This window comes from Mycolicibacterium sp. CBM1, from assembly GCF_054073305.1.
Genome location: NZ_JBSXPP010000010.1, coordinates 61,771 through 85,093, shown reverse-complemented (window position 1 = coordinate 85,093; position 23,323 = coordinate 61,771). Strand labels below are relative to the sequence as shown.

At 68.1% G+C, this 23,323-nt stretch carries 22 protein-coding genes and 1 riboswitch; of the genes, 12 read left to right on the top strand and 10 right to left on the bottom strand.

Annotation, left to right across the window (positions count from 1 at the left end):
• Positions 1-2 precede the first annotated feature (2 nt).
• From ACXDF8_RS14945 to ACXDF8_RS14935, 3 genes are all read right to left on the bottom strand, one after another.
• Positions 3-1,976, bottom strand: a complete 1,974-nt coding sequence (locus ACXDF8_RS14945; protein WP_457224047.1) for a cellulose biosynthesis cyclic di-GMP-binding regulatory protein BcsB — start codon at positions 1,974-1,976, stop codon at positions 3-5.
• Positions 1,976-3,316, bottom strand: a complete 1,341-nt coding sequence (locus ACXDF8_RS14940; RefSeq protein ID WP_457224165.1) for a glycosyltransferase family 2 protein — start codon at positions 3,314-3,316, stop codon at positions 1,976-1,978. The genes ACXDF8_RS14945 and ACXDF8_RS14940 overlap by 1 nt, the downstream gene beginning before the upstream one ends.
• A gap of 73 nt (positions 3,317-3,389) precedes the next feature.
• Complete coding sequence (locus ACXDF8_RS14935; protein ID WP_457224046.1) at positions 3,390-4,868, bottom strand: hypothetical protein; 1,479 nt, start codon at positions 4,866-4,868, stop codon at positions 3,390-3,392.
• Between the two features lie 385 nt (positions 4,869-5,253).
• Between ACXDF8_RS14935 and pta the strand changes: the two genes are divergently transcribed.
• Together pta and ACXDF8_RS14925 are read left to right on the top strand one after the other, a co-directional pair.
• Complete coding sequence (gene pta / locus ACXDF8_RS14930; RefSeq protein ID WP_457224045.1) at positions 5,254-7,326, top strand: phosphate acetyltransferase; 2,073 nt, start codon at positions 5,254-5,256, stop codon at positions 7,324-7,326.
• A complete protein-coding gene (locus ACXDF8_RS14925; protein WP_457224044.1) occupies positions 7,326-8,525 on the top strand; it encodes an acetate kinase in 1,200 nt (399 codons plus the stop codon). Before pta ends, ACXDF8_RS14925 begins: the two co-directional genes overlap by 1 nt.
• A 9-nt stretch (positions 8,526-8,534) precedes the next feature.
• Here the strand turns inward: ACXDF8_RS14925 and ACXDF8_RS14920 are convergent, their stop codons facing one another.
• Positions 8,535-9,209 carry a DUF899 domain-containing protein gene (locus tag ACXDF8_RS14920; protein WP_457224043.1) on the bottom strand — a complete coding sequence of 225 codons (675 nt, stop codon included), beginning with the start codon at positions 9,207-9,209 and terminating at the stop codon, positions 8,535-8,537.
• Between the two features lie 86 nt (positions 9,210-9,295).
• Between ACXDF8_RS14920 and ACXDF8_RS14915 the strand changes: the two genes are divergently transcribed.
• The 4 genes from ACXDF8_RS14915 to ACXDF8_RS14900 all read left to right on the top strand — a co-directional run bounded on the left by ACXDF8_RS14915 (position 9,296) and on the right by ACXDF8_RS14900 (position 12,012).
• Entirely contained in the window at positions 9,296-9,637 is a 342-nt protein-coding gene (locus ACXDF8_RS14915; RefSeq protein WP_457224042.1) for an ArsR/SmtB family transcription factor, read from the top strand.
• Positions 9,637-10,071 (top strand): SRPBCC family protein, encoded by a 435-nt coding sequence (locus ACXDF8_RS14910; protein ID WP_457224041.1) that lies wholly within the window; start codon positions 9,637-9,639, stop codon positions 10,069-10,071. The genes ACXDF8_RS14915 and ACXDF8_RS14910 overlap by 1 nt, the downstream gene beginning before the upstream one ends.
• A gap of 51 nt (positions 10,072-10,122) precedes the next feature.
• On the top strand, positions 10,123-11,007 hold the full coding sequence (locus tag ACXDF8_RS14905; protein ID WP_457224040.1) for a cytochrome c oxidase assembly protein: 885 nt from the start codon (positions 10,123-10,125) through the stop codon (positions 11,005-11,007).
• Between the two features lie 147 nt (positions 11,008-11,154).
• The gene (locus ACXDF8_RS14900; RefSeq protein ID WP_457224039.1) at positions 11,155-12,012 is read left to right on the top strand and encodes an endonuclease domain-containing protein; all 858 of its coding nucleotides are present in this window, start codon (positions 11,155-11,157) and stop codon (positions 12,010-12,012) included.
• Between the two features lie 99 nt (positions 12,013-12,111).
• Here ACXDF8_RS14900 and ACXDF8_RS14895 read toward each other — a convergent pair whose 3' ends face one another.
• From ACXDF8_RS14895 to glnX, 3 genes are all read right to left on the bottom strand, one after another.
• Positions 12,112-14,376, bottom strand: coding sequence for a serine/threonine-protein kinase PknG (locus tag ACXDF8_RS14895; protein ID WP_457224038.1), 2,265 nt, complete (start codon positions 14,374-14,376; stop codon positions 12,112-12,114).
• Complete coding sequence (locus ACXDF8_RS14890; RefSeq protein ID WP_457224164.1) at positions 14,376-15,329, bottom strand: glutamate ABC transporter substrate-binding protein; 954 nt, start codon at positions 15,327-15,329, stop codon at positions 14,376-14,378. The genes ACXDF8_RS14895 and ACXDF8_RS14890 overlap by 1 nt, the downstream gene beginning before the upstream one ends.
• 137 nt (positions 15,330-15,466) lie before the next feature.
• Entirely contained in the window at positions 15,467-16,786 is a 1,320-nt protein-coding gene (gene glnX, locus ACXDF8_RS14885; protein ID WP_457224037.1) for a protein kinase G-activating protein GlnX, read from the bottom strand.
• Positions 16,787-16,937: 151 nt separating this feature from the next.
• On the opposite strand from glnX, the gene ACXDF8_RS14880 reads away from it, so the two are divergent.
• Complete coding sequence (locus tag ACXDF8_RS14880) at positions 16,938-17,519, top strand: NUDIX hydrolase (protein WP_457224036.1); 582 nt, start codon at positions 16,938-16,940, stop codon at positions 17,517-17,519.
• Here the strand turns inward: ACXDF8_RS14880 and thiE are convergent.
• A complete protein-coding gene (gene thiE / locus ACXDF8_RS14875) occupies positions 17,512-18,183 on the bottom strand; it encodes a thiamine phosphate synthase (protein ID WP_457224035.1) in 672 nt (223 codons plus the stop codon). The two genes, ACXDF8_RS14880 and thiE, sit on opposite strands and share 8 nt — an antisense overlap.
• Before the next feature lie 24 nt (positions 18,184-18,207).
• A riboswitch (TPP riboswitch) is annotated at positions 18,208-18,318 on the top strand.
• Between thiE and thiO the strand changes: the two genes are divergently transcribed.
• The 4 genes from thiO (at position 18,313) to ACXDF8_RS14855 (ending at position 21,152) form a co-directional block, all read left to right on the top strand.
• The gene (gene thiO, locus ACXDF8_RS14870) at positions 18,313-19,323 is read left to right on the top strand and encodes a glycine oxidase ThiO (RefSeq protein WP_457224034.1); all 1,011 of its coding nucleotides are present in this window, start codon (positions 18,313-18,315) and stop codon (positions 19,321-19,323) included. It overlaps the preceding riboswitch by 6 nt.
• A complete protein-coding gene (gene thiS / locus ACXDF8_RS14865) occupies positions 19,320-19,517 on the top strand; it encodes a sulfur carrier protein ThiS (protein WP_457224033.1) in 198 nt (65 codons plus the stop codon). Before thiO ends, thiS begins: the two co-directional genes overlap by 4 nt.
• A complete protein-coding gene (gene thiG, locus ACXDF8_RS14860; RefSeq protein ID WP_457224032.1) occupies positions 19,510-20,280 on the top strand; it encodes a thiazole synthase in 771 nt (256 codons plus the stop codon). The genes thiS and thiG overlap by 8 nt, the downstream gene beginning before the upstream one ends.
• A gap of 92 nt (positions 20,281-20,372) precedes the next feature.
• On the top strand, positions 20,373-21,152 hold the full coding sequence (locus ACXDF8_RS14855) for an SGNH/GDSL hydrolase family protein (RefSeq protein ID WP_457224163.1): 780 nt from the start codon (positions 20,373-20,375) through the stop codon (positions 21,150-21,152).
• On the opposite strand, the gene ACXDF8_RS14850 is transcribed toward ACXDF8_RS14855, so the two are convergent.
• Positions 21,143-21,865 carry a TIGR03943 family putative permease subunit gene (locus ACXDF8_RS14850; RefSeq protein ID WP_457224031.1) on the bottom strand — a complete coding sequence of 241 codons (723 nt, stop codon included), beginning with the start codon at positions 21,863-21,865 and terminating at the stop codon, positions 21,143-21,145. The two genes, ACXDF8_RS14855 and ACXDF8_RS14850, sit on opposite strands and share 10 nt — an antisense overlap.
• Positions 21,862-22,851 (bottom strand): permease, encoded by a 990-nt coding sequence (locus ACXDF8_RS14845; RefSeq protein ID WP_457224030.1) that lies wholly within the window; start codon positions 22,849-22,851, stop codon positions 21,862-21,864. The genes ACXDF8_RS14850 and ACXDF8_RS14845 overlap by 4 nt, the downstream gene beginning before the upstream one ends.
• Before the next feature lie 110 nt (positions 22,852-22,961).
• Here ACXDF8_RS14845 and ACXDF8_RS14840 point away from each other — a divergent pair, with 110 nt between their 5' ends.
• On the top strand, positions 22,962-23,312 hold the full coding sequence (locus ACXDF8_RS14840) for a hypothetical protein (RefSeq protein WP_457224029.1): 351 nt from the start codon (positions 22,962-22,964) through the stop codon (positions 23,310-23,312).
• Positions 23,313-23,323 lie beyond the last annotated feature (11 nt).

Below are 23,323 nucleotides of genomic sequence, written 5' to 3'. Positions count from 1 at the left end.
CATCACTCGTCGGGGACCTCTTGGGGCGGCCGCCGGCGCCGTCGCCAGACCAGGATGCCGATCGCCCCGATCACGGCGGCGCCGATTGCTGCTGCCGACGCCCAGGCCCACCACTTCCAGCCGTCGCCTGGGTAGTCGTTGATCAGCGGACCACCCTCGCGCAGTGTGAGGTTCACCGTCTGGGCGGCCGCGCCGGTGGCCACCACGTCACCCGTCAGTGACGCCCAGCGTGAGTCCAGCGACCGGATGTAGTCGAAACTACGCGAGACCAGCGACCAGTCATCGGTCCCGTCCACCGCGAGGATCGTTCGGTTGTTCTGGGAGAACACCTGCAGGACGCCGAGCGGGCCGTTGAGGTTGACGTCGGTGTCCGGATCGCCGCGGAAATCGACCGTGCTGCCCTGCTTCGAAACGACGGTGGGTGTCAGTCCGGCGCGGGACAGGTCCTCCCCGCGGGCGACCACCAGCAGGCCGCGGCCGCTGGCCGCCGCAGTGGGCAGGGTGCTGAGCCGCGGCTGCAGCGTCAGGGCGGTCTGCTGGCCCATGAGGTTGACCGCCTCGGCGGCGAAGCGCAGATGCTCGGGTGAGTCGACCACCACGTCGAAGTCCGGCGTGAATGCCATTGGCAGGACGGGGAACCCACCGCGGTTGTGATCTCCAGCGGTTACGGCGATCGTCGAATTCGGGTCGAGGGTGAACTGGATGCGGTCGTTGAGTGGTCCACATTGTTGGCTGGGGATGTACCGCAGTTCCAGAGCGATCCCGACGTTGGACTGGATCGACGCGGCCGGGATGGTGCCGGTGAGGTCGAGCACGCCGGACTCGTCGAGCCGGTGGGAGCCGAGCACAGTGTTTCCCGAGCGCACCACCACGGAGGCCTGCCCGCCGAGCACCGGCGTGTAGTGACCCATCAGGTGCAGCGTGGCCGCTTGAATCGATCCGACGGCGAACTGGCTGACATCGACGCCGACGTAGAGGGTCGACAGGCCGATGAACGTGGTCTGACCGGTTATCCCGAGCTGCGCGAAAGTCTTGACATCGGCGGACTTCGGGGCGTCGGACTTCACCGATGTGACCGCCACCGAGCCGGTCTGGGCCAGCTTGATGCGTTGATCGGTGAACAATTGGACCTGGCGACTCAGATCGTCACCCCTGCCGGAGATCACCAGCACCGCGTCCGGTGAGTTCGGGTTCTCCACAGTCAGGCCGGCGGGCGCCACCTCGCGCAGTTCGATGACCCGCCGTGTGGGTGACCCCGGCGGCAGCGGATCGGGTGAGGTGTCGACGTCGATGCGCACCGGCATCGGCCGGTACTGACGGGTGAGCTTGGCCACCAGATCCAGCGCGGCCTGCTGCTGGGCGCGCGATGGGGTCGGTCCCGTGCGGATCACGATCTGGTCGGTATAGCCGGGTTCGAAGTCCGAGACCAGCACCGGAAAAGGTGTCTGCCCGAGATAGGTCGCTGCCAACTGGCCCAACGTCAGCGACGGCGGCTGGGCACAGTTGTTACCGACCGGATTACTGTCCCGCAGAACGAAACTCAGCTTTGCTGTCCCGTCGGTCACGGCGGCGTTGGAGATGTCGACGGCGAACGGGGCTGACCCGGCGTCCGGTGGTGCGGCGATGCTGCCCAGCAGTACGCCGCGGCCGTCGAGCACGTCGACGCGACCGTCGGCGACGTTGACCGCGGAGCCGACGGAACCGGTCAGCAGACCGGGGACCACTCCCAGCGGGACCGGGATGTCGGTGTCGGCCACCTGGTTGCTGCCGACGATGTCGATGCGGTCGGAGCGGCCGAGTTGCGGCCATGCGATCGGCGGCGTGGTGTTGGCCTCGGGGGCGACGGCGTCCTCGGCGCCCGGGACCACCTCGGGGCCGACGGGTTCCGGGTCGGCCCACGCACTCGGGGCGCCCACCAGGGTGCCGAACATCAGCAGCAGCGTGAGCAGGAGCGTCCAGGTCCGGGTGATGGCCATCAGGCGCCTGCCGCGATCTTGGTGTCGGTGGGGTGAGTCAATCCGTGCACAGTCTTCTCCCAATAGAACGGCCGGAAAAACAGCTGGTAGACCGCTTTGAACGCGGCGATCGATTGCAGAAGCCAATATCCCGGTGCCAGCAGGGCCGCCCACCACAGCTGGGGCTTGCCCAGCGCGACCACGGCTATGAGTCCGACGAACAGTGACATCGGCGCCGCGAGCAGAAACAGCACCAGACACAGGTAGTAGGTCACCGGCGGGAACATCAGGCTCACCGCGTGCGGGCGGCCCACGATCCAGATCGTCATCGTCGACCACAGCAGAAGGTTGGCGGCGTTGGCCACCGGAATGGCGCCGGTCATGTTCACCAGGCGTAAAGCAGCTTTGAGTCCTATTTCCTGACGCAGTTGGTCCGGCCGGCGCAGATGGACGATCATCGTCTGCAGGTAGCCCTTGTACCACCTGGAGCGCTGGCGGATCCAGTTGATCAGATCGGAGTTGGCCTCCTCCAGGGTGATCGAATCCAGGATCATCGTCCGGTATCCGTTGCGGGCCAGGCGCACTCCGAGGTCGGCGTCCTCGGTGACGTTGTGCTCGTCCCAGCCACCGACGTCGTGCCAGGTGCGGGTCCGCATGTGGTTGGAGGTGCCACCCAACGGCACCACACACCGGGAGTTCTCGACGGCGGGCAACACGGCGCCGAACCACTGGTCGTACTCCATCGAGAACCAGCGGGTGAGCAGGTTCTGCGATTCGTTGAAGTAGCCGAGCCGGGCCTGCAGGCAGCCCACGTCGGCGGGCAGGCGCCGGAAGGCCACCACCGCGCGGCGCAGTTGCAGGGGATCGGGGATGTCCTCGGCGTCGTAGATGGTGACCATCTCACCGCGCAGACCGGGCAGTGACATCCCGTAGTTGCAGGCCTTCGGTTTGGTCTTCGGCAGACTGTGCGGCACGAGGACCACGCGAATCCCTTTGATGGGCAACAGATGCAGTGCTGCCTGGGTCGCGACGTCGTCGTCTTCGACGAGCAGCAGTACTTCCAGCTTGTGCTGTGGGTAGTCCAGGTTGCCGACACCGCCGAGCAGGTTCTGCACGATCTCCGGCTCCTGGTACACCGGCAACAGCACCGTGTAGAGCGGCAGGTCCTCATCCGGTACCGCCAGAGCATCGGCGTCGCTGACCGACACCATGGCCGGGGACCGGATACCCCGCAGCATCAACAGATTCCGGTCGATTGTCGATGCCAGGTAGAGGACCGCGGCAAGCAGGGTCAGCGCCGGCGTCGCGACCCGCGGATAGGTCACGGTCAACAGGACGATCGCGGTGATAACACCCAGCATCGCCAGCAGGGTCCGGAGACCCAGCGCACTGCGCGCGGACAAGTGGTCGGGCAGCGTGGTGGTCTTGGGTTGTTCAGCCACGGCGGGCGGCTCCCGCGCTCAGCACTTCGGCGATGATCTGGTGAGCACGATCGGTTACCTCGGGATCGACCTCGCCGGACGGGTCGGCCTGCTGGCGGGTGAGCCACAGTGCCGGTGCTGCCACGGTGTCGTGCAACGAGATCGGCTCGGGCGGCGGTGGGGGAGCCTGCGAAGTCGGGTCCTGGTTCAGCACGACGAGTACCTGTTGGTACCTGTCTCCGGTGCGCCATATCCAGGTGGCGGTGTACCACTGGCGCGCCGCGGCTTCGGTGTTTGCCGAGGAGTCGCTGGCAGCCGCCCGGATATCTTTCACCACAGGACTTTTGGAGTCCAGGGCGGTGTAATTCGGCATGACGGAGACCGGGTACCAGACGACGTCACGGTACGCCCGCAGCGTCGCCAGGTCGTCGGCCGTGATCACATCGACCGCGGCCTGGGGGTATCCCTCTTGCGTAGGGACGGTGTAGCGGACGAAAGTGGCATCCGGGCCGAGGTAACGCGTCACGAAGTCGAACTTCCGGCTCGGCTGGAGCCCCATCACGCTCACCCAGTCCGGGCGTGCCTGTGGCGGTGGTTGCGCAGCGGCGGACCGCGGGATGTCGAGCACCAGCAGCAGACAGGCCACCGCGGCGAGCAGGCCCAAGGACAACGGCGAGCGCCGCGGCAGGGGTGTGGTCTCGGCGTGTGGGTGCGACGGCCTGCCGCCCATGGCGGTCTCCAGCGCCACGAACGTGAGCAGCGGAACGGCGCCCGCACTGACCGTGACCGAGACGAGCAACGGCCAGCCGGCCAGTGTCACAGCGGCGCCGAGGCCGAGCACGGCACATACCGTGGCCGCGGCCAGCCGCCACTGCAGCGGGTGCTGGCGGCCGGCGAGGTACACCGCGGTGGCCCCGATGAGGGCGGCGACCGACGATGTGGCGACGGGCGACCCGCCGAGCCACGCGGTGGCCATCAGGTAGGGCAGCGGGGTCACCGTGGCGATGGCGAACAACCACGCCGGCCATTTCACGGCGACCCGCCGAACCCCGAACAGGACGGTGGCGGCGACGGCGGCCCAGATGACGGCGCCGATCAGTGGCAGACGCCACAGGCCCGACAGCGTCGGCAGCCTGCTCTCCAATTGGAAGTGCAACACCAAGCCCAGGCCGCCGACCAACGCGGCCAGGATCCAGTCGGCCTCGGCGTCGCCGACGCCGCGCGGCGGAGCGGCACAGCCCACAGCGATCATCGCCAGCAGGAGCGGCAGTACCGCGAGGTAGGCCAGCGGGGAGCCGCCGGCGATCGACAACGCAGTGCGGTAGAAGCTGCCGCCGAACGCGACGAGCACGAGCGCGACAAACAGGGCCACTCGGAGCAGATGGCCAGCGGAGGGACGGATGCGCTTGCGGTGCCGGGCCGGCCGCGGCGGTGCGGTGACCGGGAGGGTTCCGGCGAGTCTCGACGTGGGGAGATCGAGGGTGCTGGTCAACTGAGAAGGTCCTTCACCGTCGTTGGCTCTGTCCCCCCGGAACATGCAGGTGGAGGCTGTTCCACACCAGATGATTGAGATCAAAAAGTTATGGCTTACTCTTTGGAGTTTGCCAAGTTTACCCTAGCGTGTTGTCTTTGGCTGCGCCGGCCCCTGTGCTTAAGCTGTTCGGCGGATAGCGAAGCAAAAGTCAAGGCGCCCAGGCAGCGGGTTTGAGCCGGGATCACGGCAGCTGGCGATGATGTCGATCGCCGGCTCGTCGTGGCGCGTACCGCACGGCCGTATCGTTGCTAAATCCGCCTGTGGCGATGCGCGTACCCGCTACGGCTGCACCGGCGGACGGCTGCGCTTGGCACTCGATTGGGGATGCGGAAAGCTGAGTTCCGTGACTGATGCCCGCACCGCGACTTCCATCTACATCGCTTCGCCGGAAGGCGACACCGGCAAGTCCACCATCGCGCTGGGAATCCTGCACCGGCTCACCGCGATGGTGCCCAAGGCGGGAGTGTTCCGTCCGATCACCCGCCGGGAGAACCGAGACTACATCCTGGAACTGCTGCTGGCGCACAGCAACGCGGGGCTGACCTACGAGGACTGCGTGGGTGTGACCTATCAGCGGTTGCACGCCGATCCCGACGGTGCGATCGCCGACATCGTCGATCGCTATCACGCCATGGCGGCCCGCTGCGACGCGGTGGTCATCGTCGGCTCCGACTACACCGACGTCGCCACCCCCACCGAACTGAGCACGAACGCTCGCATTGCGGCCAACCTCGGTGCCCCTGTCCTGCTGTCCGTCCGCGCGCGGGACCGCACTCCCGAGGAGGTAGTCCAGGTCATCGAGCTCTGCCTCGCTGAGCTGGCCACCCAGCACGCCCACACCGCCGCCGTAGTCGCCAACCGGTGCGCACCCTCGCAGATGCAGGCCGTGGCCGACGCGTGCCGGGACCTGGGCCCGCACGTCTATGTCCTGCCGGAGGAACCGCTGCTGGTCGCCCCGACCGTCGCCGACTTGAGTGCAGCGGTCAACGGCGTCCTGGTGCACGGGGACGAGTCGCTGCTGGGCCGCGAGGTGATGGGTGTGCTCGTGGCCGGGATGACCGCGGAGCACTGCCTCGAGCGGCTCACCGAGGGCGTCACCGTCATCACGCCGGGCGACCGGTCCGACGTAGTGCTGGCCGTCGCCAGTGCACACGCCGCGGAAGGTTTCCCCTCCTTGTCGGCGGTGATCCTCAACGGTGGTCTGGCGCTGCACCGCTCGATCGCCGAGCTGGTGAACGGGCTCGGCCTGCGGTTGCCGATCATCGCTAGCGATCTGGGCACCTTCGAGACGGCCAGCGCGGTGGCCGGCGCCCGCGGGCGGGTCACCGCGACCTCGCAGCGCAAGATCGACACCGCAATCGCGCTGATGGAGCGCTACGTCGACATCGCCGACATGCAAGACCGGATCGCGGTGCCCATGCCGACGGTCACCACCCCGCAGATGTTCACCTACCAGCTCATGGAGCGGGCACGAGCGGACCGCAAACGTGTGGTGCTGCCCGAAGGCGACGACGATCGCATCCTGCAGGCGGCGGGCCGGTTGCTGCGCCGTGAAGTGGCCGAGTTGACGATCCTCGGCGAGGAGAGCCAAATCCGCTCACGCGCTGCCGAATTGGGTGTCGACCTGGCGGCGGCGACCGTGCTCAACCCGCGCACCAGTGAACTCTGTGATGAGTTCGCCGCGCAATACGCCGAGATGCGTAAGAGCAAGGGTGTGACGCTGGAGCAAGCCCGCGAGACGATGCACGACGTGTCCTACTTCGGGACGATGCTGGTGCACAACGGAATCGTCGACGGCATGGTCTCCGGTGCCGCGCACACCACGGCGCACACCGTGCGCCCGGCCTTCGAGATCATCAAGACCCAGCCCGACGTCGACACGGTGTCGAGCATCTTCCTGATGTGCCTATCCGACCGGGTGCTCGCCTACGGCGACTGCGCTATCGTGCCGGATCCCACCGCCGAGCAACTCGCCGACATCGCGATCAGCTCGGCGCGCACCGCGGCGCAGTTCGGCATCGAGCCGCGGGTGGCGATGCTGTCGTACTCCACCGGCACATCGGGCAGCGGCACGGGCGTGGAAAAAGTCAGGGCGGCAACCGAACTGGTCCGCGCTCGAGCGCCGGAGCTGTTGGTCGAAGGGCCAATCCAGTACGACGCAGCCGTCGACCCGACGGTGGCCGCGGCCAAGATGCCGGGGTCGCAGGTGGCCGGCCGCGCGACGGTGCTCATTTTCCCGGACCTCAATACCGGCAACAACACCTATAAGGCCGTGCAGCGCAGCGCGGGCGCCATCGCAATCGGGCCGGTGTTGCAAGGGTTGAACAAGCCAGTCAACGACCTGTCCCGCGGTGCGCTCGTCGAGGACATCGTCAACACTGTCGCGATCACCGCGATCCAGGCCCAAGGGAACTGATGGCGAACACCGTTCTGGTACTGAACTCCGGTTCGTCGTCGGTCAAATATCAACTCGTGCAGCCCGATACCGGCACCTCACTGGCGCACGGAATGGTCGAGCGGATCGGCGAGGAGACCTCGACCGCGACGCTGTCGGTGGGCTCGAACACCCTTCGGCGCGAGGGCCCGATCGCGGACCACGAGGCCGCGTTGCGAACGGCCTTCGCATTGCTCACCGAGGCAGGTGAAGACCTGGACGCGCAGGGGTTGGTGGCCGTCGGCCATCGGGTGGTGCACGGCGGTCAGGAGTTCTACCGGCCGACGGTGGTCGACGACGCACTGATCGAGAGGTTGCGAGAGCTCGCCGCGCTGGCGCCGCTGCACAACCCGCCGGCCGTGCTCGGTATCGAGGTGGCGCGCCGGGTGCTGCCCGACCTGCCGCACATCGCGGTGTTCGACACCGCGTTCTTCCACGACCTGCCCGCCGCGGCCGCCACGTACGCGATCGACGCCGCCCTGGCCGCTCGCTGGCAGATCCGGCGGTACGGCTTTCACGGCACGTCGCACCAGTACATCAGTGGGCAGGCGGCGGAGTTCCTCGGCGTGCCGATCGAGTCGCTCAATCAGATTGTGCTGCATTTGGGTAACGGCGCATCGGCCTCGGCGATCGCTGGCGGGCGCCCGCTCGATACCTCGATGGGGCTCACGCCGATGGAGGGTCTGGTCATGGGCACCCGCTCCGGGGATGTCGACCCCGGCGTGCTGATCTACCTGTGGCGCACCGCCGGCATGGGCGTCGAGGAGATCGAGACCATGCTCAACCGGCACTCCGGCATGTACGGGCTCGGCGGTGAGATCGACTTCCGCGTGCTCCACCGCCGGATCGAGTCCGGATCGAAAGAAGACCGGGAGGCAGCACAACTCGCCTATGACGTCTACATCCACCGGTTGCGCAAGTACATCGGCGCCTACCTGGCGGTGCTCGGCCACACCGACGTCGTGACGTTCACGGCGGGAGTGGGTGAGAACGACGCCCGGGTCCGCCGGGATGCGCTGTCCGGGCTTGCGCCGCTGGGCATCGAACTCGACGAACACCTCAACGACAGTCCGGCCAGGGCTGCGCGCCGAATCTCGGCGGAGAAGTCGCCGACGACGGTGCTGGTGATCCCGACCAACGAGGAGCTGGCGATCGCGCGGGCGTGCCTCACGGCGATCTAGGTCGTGTGCTCATCGGTAGTGGTCGTGCCAGCGCCACCATTCGTATGGCTTGGTCTGCGGGTAGCCGGCCGGTGAGTCCTCCCACGTCTCCTGGCGCCCCAGTGCCGTCATGTCGAGGAAATGCCAGGTGTTGACGAAGATCTCGTCGCCGCGGCTATCGATGAAGTACGTGCGGTACACCTGGTCGCCGTCGCGGATGAACGCGTTGGTCCCGTGCCACTGGTCGACGCCGAAGTCGACGTCGAACGCTGCGTCCTTGGTGGGCGCCATGGTGTACCAGGGGATGTTCCAGCCCATCCTGGCCTTGATCCGGCCGATGTCGGCCTGCGAGCCGCGGGAAGCGTAGACCAGCGTGGTGTCGCGCGCGTGCAGGTGGGCGAGGTGCCCGATGTGATCGGCCATCAGCGAGCAGCCGACGCACCCGTGTTCAGGCCAGCCGTGCACCCCGGGGTCCAGAAATGCCCGGTAGACGATCAGCTGGCGTCGGCCGTCGAACAGGTCGAGCAAGCTGAGTCGTCCTGCCGGTCCGTCGAATTCGTAGTTCTTCTCGACCCGGGTCCAGGGCATCCGCCGGCGCAGGGCCGCGAGCGCGTCGCGGGCCCGCGTCATCTGCTTCTCCCGGTCCAGTAGTCGGCGGCGGGCCGTCTCCCACTCCTGCCCCGACACGATCGGAGGTGTCTGCATGGTGCTCCTTCACCGGAGATCGTTCAACGAACCAGTTGAATATCGATGTTCACAGTGCATCACGGCTTATCGCTATAGTCAACAAGATGGTTGAAGATTCGGATTTGGACCGCGCGTACGCGGCGCTCGCGGATCCGACCCGCCGCCGGCTTCTGGAAGCACTGCGCGGTGGTGACGCCCGGATCAGCGATCTCGCCGCGCCGTTGCCCATGACGTTCGCCGGGGTCTCCCGGCACATCGGCGTGCTCGAGTCGGCCGGACTGATCCAGCGGGAGGTCCGGGGGCGCGAACATTGGGTCTCCTTGCGGCCCGACGGGATGGCCGCGGCCCAGCAGTGGATCGCCGAGCAGACCGACTTCTGGAACTCTCGCGCCGATGCGCTCGCAGAACGGTTGCGCCGCAAGAAGAGCGGCGGGCGAGGGAACTGATGACCGAGACGGTGACTGTGCGCGTGCAGCGGGTGATGCCCGCCGCGCCGGACGTGGTGTTCGACGAGTGGCTGGATCCACAAGCATTGCGGGAGTGGATGTGCCCGCGTCCGGTCCGCGTCGTCGCCGTTACGGTCGACGCCGACGTCGGCGGCAGACTGCACCTCGACCTCGACGACTCCGGGACCGCGGTGCTGATCAGCGGACAGTTCCTGACCATCGACCGGCCACACCGGCTGCGGTTCACCTGGGCCAGCTCCGCCTGGCCCGACCCGACGCGGGCCAGTGTGGTGACGGTGACGTTCCAGCCGACCGGCGACGACGAGACGTTGATGTCGATCGAGCACTCGTTGCTGCCGCCCGAGGAGTTCGATTCCTACGTCAATGGTTGGGTGCTGACGTTCGAGCAGCTGGCCGCCACGCTCGCCGGCTGACCACTTCGGCGCACGGCAACCTCCCAGGGAGCCGGCGTAGCGTCGCCAGCTGTGACCGGCCGATGGTGGGCATTCGACGGCACCGCATTGGTGCTGATCGCGGCTCTCGGCGCGGGGTTTCTGTTGTGCCATCGACGGGCCCACGCCGCCGGAGTGGTGGGGCGGGCACAGGCGGGCAGTTTCCTGGCGGGTCTTGCGGTCTGGGCGGTCGCCACGTTCAGCGCGGTCGGCGGGTTCGCGCCGGTGCTGTTCTGGGTGCGGGCGTTGCAGGTGCTCGCGCTGCTGTTCGTCGCGCCGCTGTTGCTGGCGCTGGGCAGACCGATGGCGACGGTGTGCGCTGGCTCGGCACGTGTTCGCCGGGTGGTGGAGCCGGCGTTGGGGTCCAGACTCGCCCGCCGGGTGTGCTCGCCGCTGACAACGTCGCTGGCGATGATGGCCACTCCGTGGTTGCTGTACCTCACACCGTGGTACGTCGCGTCGATGACTGGGCCGCTCGCGGTGGCGACCCGGCTGGTGCTCGTCGGAGTCGGGTTCGGCTATTTCTACGCTCGCCTGCAGGCGGACCCGGTTCCCACGCGGTTCTCTCCGCTGGTGTCGATCGGGATCACCGTGGCCGAGTCGCTGGCCGACGGCGTGCTGGGCGTCGTGCTGTGGCTCGGCCCGCTTGTGGCTGCCGGTTATTACGCTTCGCTGCAACGGGATTGGGGGCCGAGTCCGCGCGTCGACCAGTCCATCGGTGCAGGCATTCTGTGGATCGTCGGTGACGTCGTCAGCATTCCGTTCGTGTTGCTGCTCATGCGCCAGCTCGGCACCGACGAACGCCGCCGCGCGAAGGACGTCGACGCTGAGCTGGGTGGGACGGCCGCACCCGATCCGGTCGGGCAGCTGTGGTGGGAGAACGATCCGGTGCTTCGCGAGCGCTTCGGCCTGCGCTGACTGTGCGGTCCGGGCGCTGACTGTGCGTTCACGGCGGCGATCGGCGAGTGTGGCCGCCAGGGTTGCACAGTGGAAGCCACATTCGCACAGTCGATGAGCTGTGGATAGCCGCCGCGCATGCGCCACGCTCTGTGCGAGCCTGCTGCAATGCACAGCGGCAACAGACCTTTCGTCGGCAGCGCGGCACTGGCCTCCGGTGCCCTGAGCCGCCACCAGCTGCGCAGCCGCTTCGCTCGTGTACTTCCCGACATCTACCTACCCCGCGACGGTGAACCGTCGCTTCGCGATCGCATTGCGGCGGCCTGGCTGTGGTCAGGCGGTGCGGCAGTGATCGCCGGACTCGCCGCGGCGGCGCTGCACGGAGCCCGATGGATCGCCGATGACGTTCCGGTCGAGCTCATTCACGCGAATGCGCGCGCGCCCGCCGGTGTGGTGACCCGGCGCGCTCTGCTGCACAGCGGAGAGGTTCAGGCACTCGCCGGGTTTCGCGTCACCACTGCCGAGCGGACGGCTTTCGACCTGGGCCGACTCGTCGACCAGACACCGGCGGTCGCCCGGCTGGATGCCCTGGCCAGGGCAACCCGGTTCCGTGTCGACGACGTGTCGGCGCTTGCCCGTAATCATCCCGGCGTCCGTGGGCTGCGCCGGTTGGAGTCGGTGTTGGAACTGGTCGACCCCGGCGCGGAGTCGCCGCGCGAGACCTATCTGCGGTTGACGTTGGTCCGCGGTGGACTGCCCAGACCGCACACGCAGATTCCGGTGTTCGCCGACGGGACGGTGGTGGCGTATCTGGACATGGGTTGGCCCGAGTTGATGATCGCAGTCGAGTACGACGGTGACCACCATCGCACCGATCGCCGGCAGTACGTTCGCGACATCCGCCGCCAGGAGATGCTCGAAGACCTCGGGTGGGTGCTGATCCGGGTGGTGGCCGAGGACCGTCCCGCCGACATCCTTCGTCGAGTGCACCGCGCCATTGCAGCGCGGGAATCGACTGTGCGATGAAGGCGTCGACTGTGCGTCTACGGCGCCGATTGGCGAGTGTGACCGCCGTACGCGCACAGTGAAAGCCGCTGCCGCACAGTCGACGCCGACCGAACGCCCTTAGAACGTGCTGGTCGGCCGCACGTTGTTGGCCATGTCGACCAGTGCGTAGCGGTGCGCCTGGCTGGTGGCGACACGCGCGAGGCTCCGCAGTGACGCCTCGACACCCAGCCGCAGGCCGTGCTCGGTGAACGGAAAGCCGAGGATGTGATTGGTGCTCGCGGTGTGTTCGCCGATCCAGTCCATCGCCGTGCCCAGCACAAGGGCGCGGATCTGCAGCACTCGTGGTTCGCTGTCGGGCAGCGCCTCGACCCGCCGCGCCGCGTCGCGGATCTGTTCCTCGGTCAGCTCGTGCGTCGAACGGCCGGACAGCAGCGTCACCGCGCTGGTCAGCCGTGCGGTGGTGAAATGCCGTGACGCGGCAGGCACTTCGTCGAGCGTGCGAACGGCGGCCTCGCGGTCGCCCTCCACCGACTGGGCCCGCGCCAGGCCGAAACCGGCCGAGATCGAGTTGTTGTCGGTGTGCCACACCGTCCGGTAGAACGGCAGCTCGTCCGACGTCCCGGCCAGCTCGGCCGTTGCGGCCAGGGCGAGTTTGGGTGCCAGCTCACCGGGAAAGGTGTCCAGTACCTCGCTGAAATGCTTTGTGGCCGAGTCGTAGTCACCGGTCAGCAACTCGGATACCGCCTTGAACCAGATCAACCGCCAGCGCCAGCCCACTCGTTCAGCAAGGTCGTCGATCTTGCGGTTGGCCTTGGCGACGTCGCCGAGGTCGAGCAGCGCACGGACCTCCATCAACGGGAGTTCGACCGACTCGCTCAGGTCCACGCCCTCGGAGTCCAGTCCACCATGGCGCGCCGCGCGCAACGAATCCAGCGTCTGAACCGGCTGTGAGAGCACCGTCGCCGACAGCACCGTCGCCGCGATGTCCGTGGGATCGACCAGCGGAACCGGCAGCGCGGTCACGATCTCGGCGGCGGTCAGCTTCTCGGCGTGCGCAAGCCCGTCGAGGTAGACATCTGTATGTGCGACAAGCAGTTCCACGCCGAACGTCGAGCGGGTTCGGGTGAACACATTGGACAGGCCGGGCCGCGGCACCCCGGTGTCTTCGGCGACCACTTCGCGTAGCACACCGAGCAGTTGCGAGGACATCTCCTCGGCACTGGCGAACCTGCGACGCGGATCGGGGTCGATCGCGCGTCGTAGCAGCCGGCCGAACGAATCGTAGGTCTTCAGTACCGGATCGTCGTCGGGTAGCCCGTCGACGTAACGTCCTTTGCGGGTGCGCAGTTTCAGCGTCAGCGCAGCGAGCGTCCGGCCCACCGTGTAGATGTCGCTGGCGACGGTCGGTCCGGTGCGCACGATCTCCGGCGCTTGGTAGCCCGGGGTGCCGTAGAGGTATCCGAACGAGTTGATCCGCGACACCGCGCCGAGGTCGATCAGCTTCAGCTGCTCCTCGGTCACCATGATGTTCTCGGGCTTGAGATCGTTGTAGCACAAGCCGATCGAGTGTAGATAGCCCAGTGCGGGCAGGATCTCGAGCATGTAGGCGATCGCCTCGGACACCGGAAGCTTCTCGCCTTTGGGCAGTTTCAGCGACTTGCCGCCGACGTACTCCATCACGATGTAGCCGACCGGCTCGCCACGGGAGTCCGGATGCTCGACGAAGTTGAAGATCTTCACGATCGACGGATGGACCACCTCGGCCAGGAACTGCCGCTCGGCCATCGCGATGGCCTGCGCCTCGGCGTCGCCGGAATGCACCAGACCCTTGAGTACCACCGGGCGTTCGTTGACGTTGTGGTCGACCGCCAGGTACACCCAGCCCAGACCGCCGTGGGCGACGCAGCCCTTGATCTCGTACTGGTCGGCGACCATGTCGCCGGGCACCAGTTGCGGCAGGAACGAGAACGCGCTGCCGCAGTGCGGGCACCAGCCCTCCGACTCGGCTTCGCCCTCGTCGGATCGGCGGCCGACGGGCCGGCCGCAGTTCCAGCAGAACCGCTTGGATTCGGCGACAACCGGATTGACCATCAATGCGGCAAGTGGGTCGATCTCGGGGAACCGCGGGATCTCCACCAGACCGCCACCGAGGCGCCGGGTCGGCGAGAGTTTGCGGCCCACAGTGGCCTGGTGCATCGACTCCGATTCGGCGCCGACGCTGCCGACGACGTCGTCGTCGTCACCGAACTGCGGCCGGAAGATCGCCTGGGTGGCCATCGGGCGGACCGTCGACATCGAGTCCATACCGAGATCGTCGAAGCTGGCCGGTTGCGTTCCGAGGTCGGCTTCTGGCTGGTTCGTGGGCTGGTCCGGGCTGCTCATCAGTCCACGTACCTCGGCGTCGGAGGAGCGGGTGCCGGCCCGAGGACAGTCAACCACTTGCGGTACAACGTGTTCCAGGTGCCGTCTCGGCGGATCCGCTCCAGCGTGCCGTTGACGAATCGCACCAGTGGCGTGTTGGTCAGATTGATGCCGATCCCGTACGGCTCCTGGGCCATGTTCGGTCCGATGATGTGCAGGTAAGGGTCCTGGGCGACCAAACCGGCGAGGATCGAATCGTCGGTGCTGACCGCGTCGACCTCCCGTTGCTGTAGCGCGACGAGGCAGTCGGCCCAGCTGACCACCGTCACGATGATCGGCGGCGGGGCGATCTGGCGTACCCGGTCCAGCGACGTGGTGCCGCGCGCCACACACACCCGCCGGCCGGACAGGTCGGACGCCTGCGAGATCGCCGATTCCCGCGGCGCCAGAATGCGTTGGTAGGCCATGAAGTACGCGGTCGAGAAGTTCACCTGCTTGCGCCGCTCACAGGTGATGGTCATGGTCTTGACGACGATGTCCACGGTGTTGTTCTGCAAAGCGGTGATCCGGTCGGCAGAAGACAGGATGCGGTACTCGACCGCCGAGGGCGTTCCGAAGATGTCACGCGCGACCTCGCCGGCGATGTCGACGTCGAAACCGGTGATCTCCCCGGTGATCGGGTCGCGGAAGGAGAACAGATTGCTGCCGATGTCCAGTCCGACGATCAGCCGGCCCCTGGCCCGGATGGCGGCGACGGCGGCGTCGGCTTCGGCCTTGGTGGGGAACGGTCGTAGGCTCGCGGTCCGGTCGCAGGCGGTGTCTGCGGGGTCGGGCGGCTGGGGCGGTTCGGGGGCGAGCTCCTCCATCCCGGCCGGCGTGGGCGGAGCCAGCGTAGGCACCGGTGGACTCTGGATGTACTCCGACTTCCCGCATCCGGAAAGCGCGACTGCTGCGGCGATCACGAGGCACACCATTCGGAACGCGCCTGGTCTGTTCTTCGCGCGGGCGCTCATCACACCTGGTCTGTTCTTCGCGCGGGCGCTCATCACACCTGGTCTGTTCTTCGCGCGGGCGCTCATCACACCTGGTCTGTTCTTCGCGCGGGCGCTCATCACCGGTACTCGCTCAGTCGTGGCCACAACCCCAGCGCCACCGCCACCGCCGCCCCGACCGAGAGCACCACCGCACCCACCGTGGTGCCGGACAGCACCCGGCGCGCGGACAGGATGTCGTTGCGCAACTGCGTGCGGCTCTCCCGGATACCGTTGGACAACGCGTCGTCGAGCTTGTCGAACGCCGGCGTCGAATCGTCCTCGCCGGTGCCCAGCGCCACCTGAGTGGCGGCCTGGTAGTTGCCCACCGAGATGTAGGCGTTGATCCGCTCGTCGGCCTGCCGCCACTTCATCAGCAGCTGGTCGGCGTCGGCGAGATCGCTCTTGGCGATCGCGTCCTTGCGGGCCAGATATTCGGTGAGCTGGGTGTGCATCGTCTCGACCCGCTGGTAGTAGGACCGTTTACGGACGTCTTCGTCCCCGCGGCGGATCAGGGACAGCGTCTCGTCGGCGCGGGCCTGCTGCGCGGTGATCGCCAGGTTAGTCACCGTTTTCAGCGACTCGGCCGCGGTGTCCTTGGCGGCGCGGCTTCCTGCAGTGGAGATCGCCAGCGCCGAACCGACCCAGATGATCATCACCACGACCGCCAGCCCGCCGGCGATCAGTCCGACATTGACCCGTCGCTTGGTGGTCGCGGCCAGCCAGCGGTGTGCGAACGCACCGAACAACAACGTCATCGCCACCACGATGATGACCGGCGCGGGGATCTGGGTCGACGCGGTGGTCTCGGCGTCCACCCGCGCCGAGGTCTGCTCGTAGAGCCGTTGCGCGTCAGGCAGAATCTGCTGCTGCATCAGCGCCGATGCTTCCGACAGGTATGACGACCCGACCGGGTTGCCCATCCGGTTGTTGGTCCGCGCGGTCTCGATGAGCCCGGTGTAGACGGCCAGCTGCGCGTTGATCCGGCCGAGTAGTTGCACCAGAGGTTCGTCGGTCAGACCGCTGGCCGCGCGGGTCACGGCGACCGCCGCGTCGGTGATCGCCTGCTCGTAGCGCTGCCGCACAGCACGCGGTTCCGAGCCGGCGATGAAGGCGGTCGCCGCCGCGGCGTCGGCCACCGACAGCGTGGTGTAGAGCTGGCCGGCGGCGAACGCCAACGGCTCGGTGTTGTTCAGCACGTTGGTCAGTTGGTTCTGCCGGTCGGTGATGGTCGTCGACGTCGCGAACGCGCTGCAGATCCCCAGGGTCGCCAGGATGATCCCGATCGTCAGGATCCGCCCCGGCGTCGTGCGCAGGAACCACCAGCGAGGGTGAACGGGCAGGGTCGGCGACCGTCGTGCCAACGGCTCGGTCGACGGGTGCGCCAACTCAACGGTCACCTCGCGCGGACCTCATTCCCTGTAGTCCGGATCCACTGCTGCTTTCTGCCGGTATACCCGGCCCGCTTCCTGAGACAATCCTAAGAGGTGCTGTGACGGATGGGGCGGGATCGACCGACGTGCTGCGGCGTGGCGTGCTTATTCTGAACGCGTGCGAGGTGACGGCGACGGTTGGGTGGTGTCCGAGACCGGCACGCCGTACTGGGGGCGGCACGGTGCCGCCGGGCTGTTGCTGCGGGCGCCCCGGGCGGACGGCACGCCCGCCGTCCTGCTGCAGCACCGCGCGCCGTGGAGTCACCAGGGCGGTACATGGGGTTTGCCCGGCGGCGCCCGGGACAGCCACGAAACACCCGAACAGGCCGCCGTGCGCGAGGCGCACGAGGAGGCGGGGCTGCTCGCCGAACACGTCCTGGTCCTTGCCACGGTCGTGACCGCCGAGATCGTCGGCTCCGCCGGCGCGCAGTGGAGCTACACCACCGTCGTCGCCGACGCCCCCGAGCTGCTGACCACCGTCGCGAACCGGGAGAGCTCCGAGCTGCGCTGGGTCGCCGAGGACGACGTGGTCGGCCTGCCGCTGCACCCCGGGTTCGCGGCGAGTTGGGAACGGTTGCGCATCACCACCGTGCTGAACCCGCACGAGCACGACGCATGCCGCCTGGCGGTGCCCCACACCGTCGAGATCCGGTCCGGGGTCTTCGCCTGGTGCACACCGGCGAGCGCTGAGATCACCTAGCAGCGGCCAGCACCGTGCTGAGCCGTCGAGCGGCTGCCTCAGGGTCGGCCGCGGCGGTGATGGCACGCACCACCACGACCCGACGCGCACCGGCGTCGAGGACGTCCGGCAGCCGCTGCTCGTCGATCCCGCCGATGGCGAACCACGGTTTGTCGGGCTGCATACTCGCCACCGCTCGCACCAGATCCAGGCCCGGTGCCGGCCGCCCAGGCTTCGTCGGTGTCGGCCAACACGGGCCCACGCAGAAATAGTCGACGTCCTCCATCACCGCCCGGGACGCCTCACCGATCTCGTGGGTGGAGCGACCGATCAGTGTCTGCGGGCTGACGATTTGCCTGGCGACGTCCAGGGGCAGATCGTCCTGACCCAGGTGCAGGACCTCGACACCGGCCGCGCGGGCGATGTCGGCGCGGTCGTTGACCGCCACCAGTGCACCGTGGCGGGCGGCAGCCTCGGCCAGGATCTCCAACGCGGCCAACTCGCTGCGTGCCTCGAGCGGTCCGAACCGCTGCTCGCCGGGCGAGCCCTTGTCCCGCAGCTGCACGATGTCGACGCCGCCGCGCAGCGCCGCGTCGATGAATTCGGGCAGGTCACCGCGCTCTCGGCGAGCGTCGGTGCACAGATACAGCCGCGCGCCGGCCAGCCTGGAGTGAGGTTCGTGCACACCGCGACGGTAGCGGCTAGCGTGGAAGGCCGGCACGGGAGTCCCTGAAGCGGGACTGAGAGTGGAGGCAGAACCTCCAGACCGTCACCACCTGATCCGGGTCATGCCGGCGAAGGAAGCGAAGGGGACATGTCGAACGAATCGCTGGCCGTCATCGGAGGCGGCGTCATCGGCCTCGCGGTGGCACGCCGCGCCGCGCTGGACGGGATGTCAGTGCGGGTGCACCGCGCTCCATCCGCGGTGGGCGCTTCCTGGGTGGCCGGCGGGATGCTGACCCCGCACAGCGAGGGTTGGCCGGGGGAGGAGCAGCTGCTGGCGCTGGGCCTGGCGTCGCTGCGCCTGTGGCACAGCGGTTTCCTCGACGGTTTGCCCGACGATGTCGTCACCGCCCGCGAGTCTCTGGTGGTCGCGGTCGATCGGGCCGACGCCGCCGATCTGCGGACAGTCGCCGAGTGGCTGTCGGTCCAGGGCCATCCGGTCACCGTGACGACATCCGCCCGCGATATCGAACCGCTGCTGGCCCAAGGTATTCGGCACGGCTTCCTGGCTACCGACGAGCTCGCGGTGGACAACCGGAAGCTGGTGGCCGCCCTCGAGGCGCACTGTGAGCAACTCGGCGTGCGCTGGGCGCCGCCGGTGGCCAGCCTGCTGGAGGCCAGGGACGGCGCCGAGACGGTGGTGATCGCCAACGGGATCGACGCGCCGACGCTGTGGCCCGGTCTGCAGGTTCGGCCCGTCAAGGGTGAGGTATTGCGGCTGCGTTGGCGGCGGGGCTGTATGCCGCTGCCGCAGCGGGTGATTCGGGCCAGGGTGCACGGCCGCGCGGTTTATCTGGTGCCCCGCGCCGACGGCGTGGTAGTCGGCGCCACCCAATACGAACACGGCCGCGACACCGCGCCGTCGGTCGCCGGTGCCCGGGAATTGCTCGACGACGCCTGCGCGGTGATGCCCGCGCTCGGCGAGTACGAGCTGGCAGAATGCGCGGCGGGGCTGCGCCCGATGACGCCGGACAACCTGCCGATCGTGGGGCGCCTCGACGAGCGCACCCTGGTGGCCACCGGCCACGGCAGATCGGGTTTTCTGTTGGCACCGTGGACCGCCGAGCGAACTGCCGCGGAATTGATAGGAGTGCGGGCGTGAAGGTGATGGTCAACGACGAGGAGATGGAGCTCGCCGCCGATACCACAGTGACAGCGTTACTGGCGAGCCTCGGCCTTCCCGAGCGAGGTATAGCGGTGGCGGTGAACTGGACAGTCCTGCCGCGCTCGGAGTGGGATTCGGTGGTGCCCGAGGGGGCCCGCGTCGATGTCGTGACGGCGGTTCAGGGTGGTTGACCAACTCGTCATCGCAGGCCGCACCTTTGGCTCGCGGCTGATCCTCGGTACCGGTGGCGCGCCGAATCTGACTGTCTTGGAAGAGGCTCTGGTGGCTTCGGGTACCGAGCTGACGACGGTGGCGATGCGCAGGGTGGACGCCGAGGGCGGCACCGGGGTGCTGGATCTGTTGAGCCGGCTGGAGATCACCCCGCTGCCCAACACCGCGGGCTGTCGTGGTGCCGCCGAAGCGGTGCTGACCGCGCAGCTCGCCCGGGAGGCCCTCGGCACCGACTGGGTCAAGCTCGAGGTGATCGCCGACGAGCGGACCCTGCTACCCGACGCGATCGAGTTGGTACGTGCGGCAGAGCAATTGGTGGATGACGGGTTCGTGGTGCTGCCCTACACCAACGACGATCCGGTCCTGGCGCGGCGACTGGAGGATATCGGCTGTGCCGCGGTCATGCCGCTGGGCTCGCCGATCGGCACCGGGCTGGGGATCTCCAACCCACACAACATCGAGATGATCGTCGGCGCGGCGGGCGTACCGGTGATCCTGGATGCCGGCATCGGCACCGCCAGTGACGCCGCCCTGGCAATGGAATTAGGTTGTGACGCAGTGTTGTTGGCCAGCGCCGTCACGCGTGCCGCTGATCCGCCGGCGATGGCCGCCGCGATGGCGGCGGCGGTGACCGCCGGTCTGCTGGCCCGTCACGCCGGACGTATCCCCAAGAGATTCTGGGCGCAGGCCTCCAGCCCGGAGTTGGATTGGCAGGATGCGTGAGCCGCTATGTTGCTCCGGGGATGAACGAAGAGAAGAGCCGCTACGTTGCTTCGGGGATGAACGAAGAGAAGAGCCGCTACGTTGCTCCGGGGATGAACGAAGAGAAGAGCCGCTATGTTGCTTTGGGCAGTTCGATGGCTGCGGGCCCAGGCATCAAGCCCCGCGCGCCGGGCTCACCGTTCGCCGCGGGCCGCTCGGCCCGCAACTACCCGCACCTGAGTGCCGAGCTCCTCGGCTTGGATCTCGTCGACGTCACCTACTCCGGTGCGACCACCGCGCACGTGTTGCGTGAGCGCCAGCACGACGCGCCGCCCCAGGTCGACGCCCTGGACGGCTCCGAGGAGCTGGTCACCGTCACCATCGGTGGCAACGACGTTGGTTACGTGCCATTGCTGTTCGCCGCCACCCTGCCCGCTGTGCTGCGCAGGCTCCCGCGACTGGGTGAGGCACTGCGCGAACTGCTGGATCCTGTTGCCCGGGAACGGGCACTCGACGACGTCGGCGCTGCGCTGCGGACGGTGGGGGAGACGGTTCGCGCCCGCTCGCCAAGGGCGCGAATTCTGTTCGTTGACTATCTGACTTTGCTCCCACCCGCGGGCATGGCCGCCCCACCGCTGTCCGAGGATGTCGCCGACCTGGGGCGCCACGTCGCGGAAAGACTGGCCGACATCACCGCCGAGGCCGCGCACGCCACCGGCTGTGAGGTCGTGTCGGCGGCCCGCGCCAGCCGCGACCACCACGCCTGGTCGGCCGACCCCTGGACGATCGGCGCCGGCTCGTTGTTGCCGTGGCGGCCGAAACCGTTCCACCCCAACGCCGCCGGCATGGGCGCGGTCGCCGACCTGATCGTCGCGGCGTTCCGTCAGCCGTAGGTGTTGGCGGGCGGGTCGATCCGCGTCAGGCTGGTGATCGCGAACGTCGGGATCGACGACGTCCCGGAGTAGGTCTGCCCGGGCGGCACGGTGCCTTCGACCCGGACCCAGGTGTTGTCGGGCAGCCCCGCGGCGCTCTGGGCAGCCGGGCCCGAAAGGTGGAATCGGGCCAGTTGCGCGTCGGCGGCACAGCAGACGATGACGATCTTGGCCAGGTCCACCTGCTCGCCCTTGCGCATCGTGAATCCGTCGACGGTGATCTGCCTGCCGTCCAAGCCGCCGACTTTGCCGACCGCGACACGCATGAGCACCTCGGGCAGCGACACCACCGGTGCCGCCCCGGGCGGCAGCGGCGGGAATGACCGTGCGTTGGACACCGATACCGTCGCCGGCTGGGCGGCCGAGGCGCTCAACGCCGGTGGCACGACGAAAATCAGCAGCACCACCGGGACGACCAGGAGCCAGACGATGCCGCCGCGGTGAGAGTGGTGGGCGTCATCGTGGGTGTCGTGAGGAGGAACCTTGTGGGCGCCGCCGCCGCGGATATCGCGCACGATCGCTGCCAGCGCCAGGCCGATCAGCGCCGCGGCCGATATGGCTAGCCAGGGCCACATCCCGGGCTTGACGTAGCGGGTATAGGCGCCGGTGGCGGTGACCATCACGATCGCGATCCCCACTACCAGCAGCAGGGTGTTCTCCGTCTCGCGCCTCACAACAGCACCAGTCCCGTCACGGTGGCCAGCACCGTCGCGACCACCAGCGTCACCGGAGCGAAGCGCAACGCGAACTCGCGGCCGAACAATCCCGCTTGCATGGCAACAAGTTTGATGTCCACCGCGGGGCCGACGACCAGGAACACCAGCCGTGGGACCAACGGCACCATGGTCAGGCTTGCCGCAACGAACGCATCGGCTTCCGAACACAACGCCAGCACGAATGCCAGCAGCGCCATCGTGACCACACCGATGAGCAGATGGCCGGCCACGTGCTCGAACACCCAGGGCGGCACCACAACCCGCAATGTGGCGGCCGCGGCCGCGCCGATCACCAGATACGAACCGGCCTGCAGGAAGTCGTGGCGGGCAGCCTCGGTGAACACCGTCCAGCGAGATTGCGTGCTGTCGTGGTCGGAGCGGGGCAGCCGTCGGGTCACCCAGCCCGGCCGGCCCCACCTCGACCACAGCACCCCCATCACCACGGCGGTGGCCAGTGAGGCGACGCAGCGGGCCAGCACCATTTGCGGCTGGCCGGGGAACGCGACCGCGGTGGCCACCAGCACCACCGGGTTGATGGCCGGCGCGCTGAGCATGAACGTCAGTGCCGCCGCTCCCACCGCACCGTCGCCGAACAGGCGCCGGGCCACCGGCACCGAGCCGCACTCGCACCCCGGTAGCGCGGCGCCGGCCACCCCGGCGGCCAGTACTGCGACCGGCGCGCGTCGGGGCAGCCACCGCGCCAGCCGTGCGGGGGAGACGTAGACAGCGATCAGCCCGCTGATCATCACGCCGAGCACCAGAAACGGAACAGCCTGCAGAAAGACCCCGGCGAACACCGTTCCCGCGGTCGCCAGTCGTGGGTTGCCGGCAACACCGTCACGCATCCAGGTGCCGACGAGCGCGCACACGACCAGCACGGCGACCAGCACCTCGGTCGAGGTGACCAGGCGGCGGCGCGGGACGGGGGCGGTGGTCGGCGGCATCGCCGACATCGTGCCACCCGAAGCTGCGCGTCGGCCGTTTGGTGGGGCACTGTGCGGGCAGACAAGGAGTGAAGACACAGACAAAGCCAACTAAATTCGAGGTGTTCTTTGTGACGCTGTCACGCAAGTTCTTCGCTGTGTCGGCTGGTCTGCTCGGCGTCGCCGCCGTTGCGGCGGTGGTTGCCATCGCGCCGTCCCAACCGGGGATCGCGGTGGCCGATCCCTGCCCGACCAACGAGACGAGCCAGATCCATTTCGACGGCTGCCTGCCGTCGATCGACGCGCCGCAGGCTCAGGTCTACCAGCGCGGTCCCGACCAGTTGCCCGAGGTCCGCGGTATTCCGTGTGACGGCAGTGACACCGGCACCTGTATTGGCCTCAGCCAGCTGCCGGGCGGAACGCCCGCGCAGCCCGATGCCACGGCCTCGCAGCCCGACACCCAGGTCCGGTCCGCCCCGTAAGCGTCTAACCT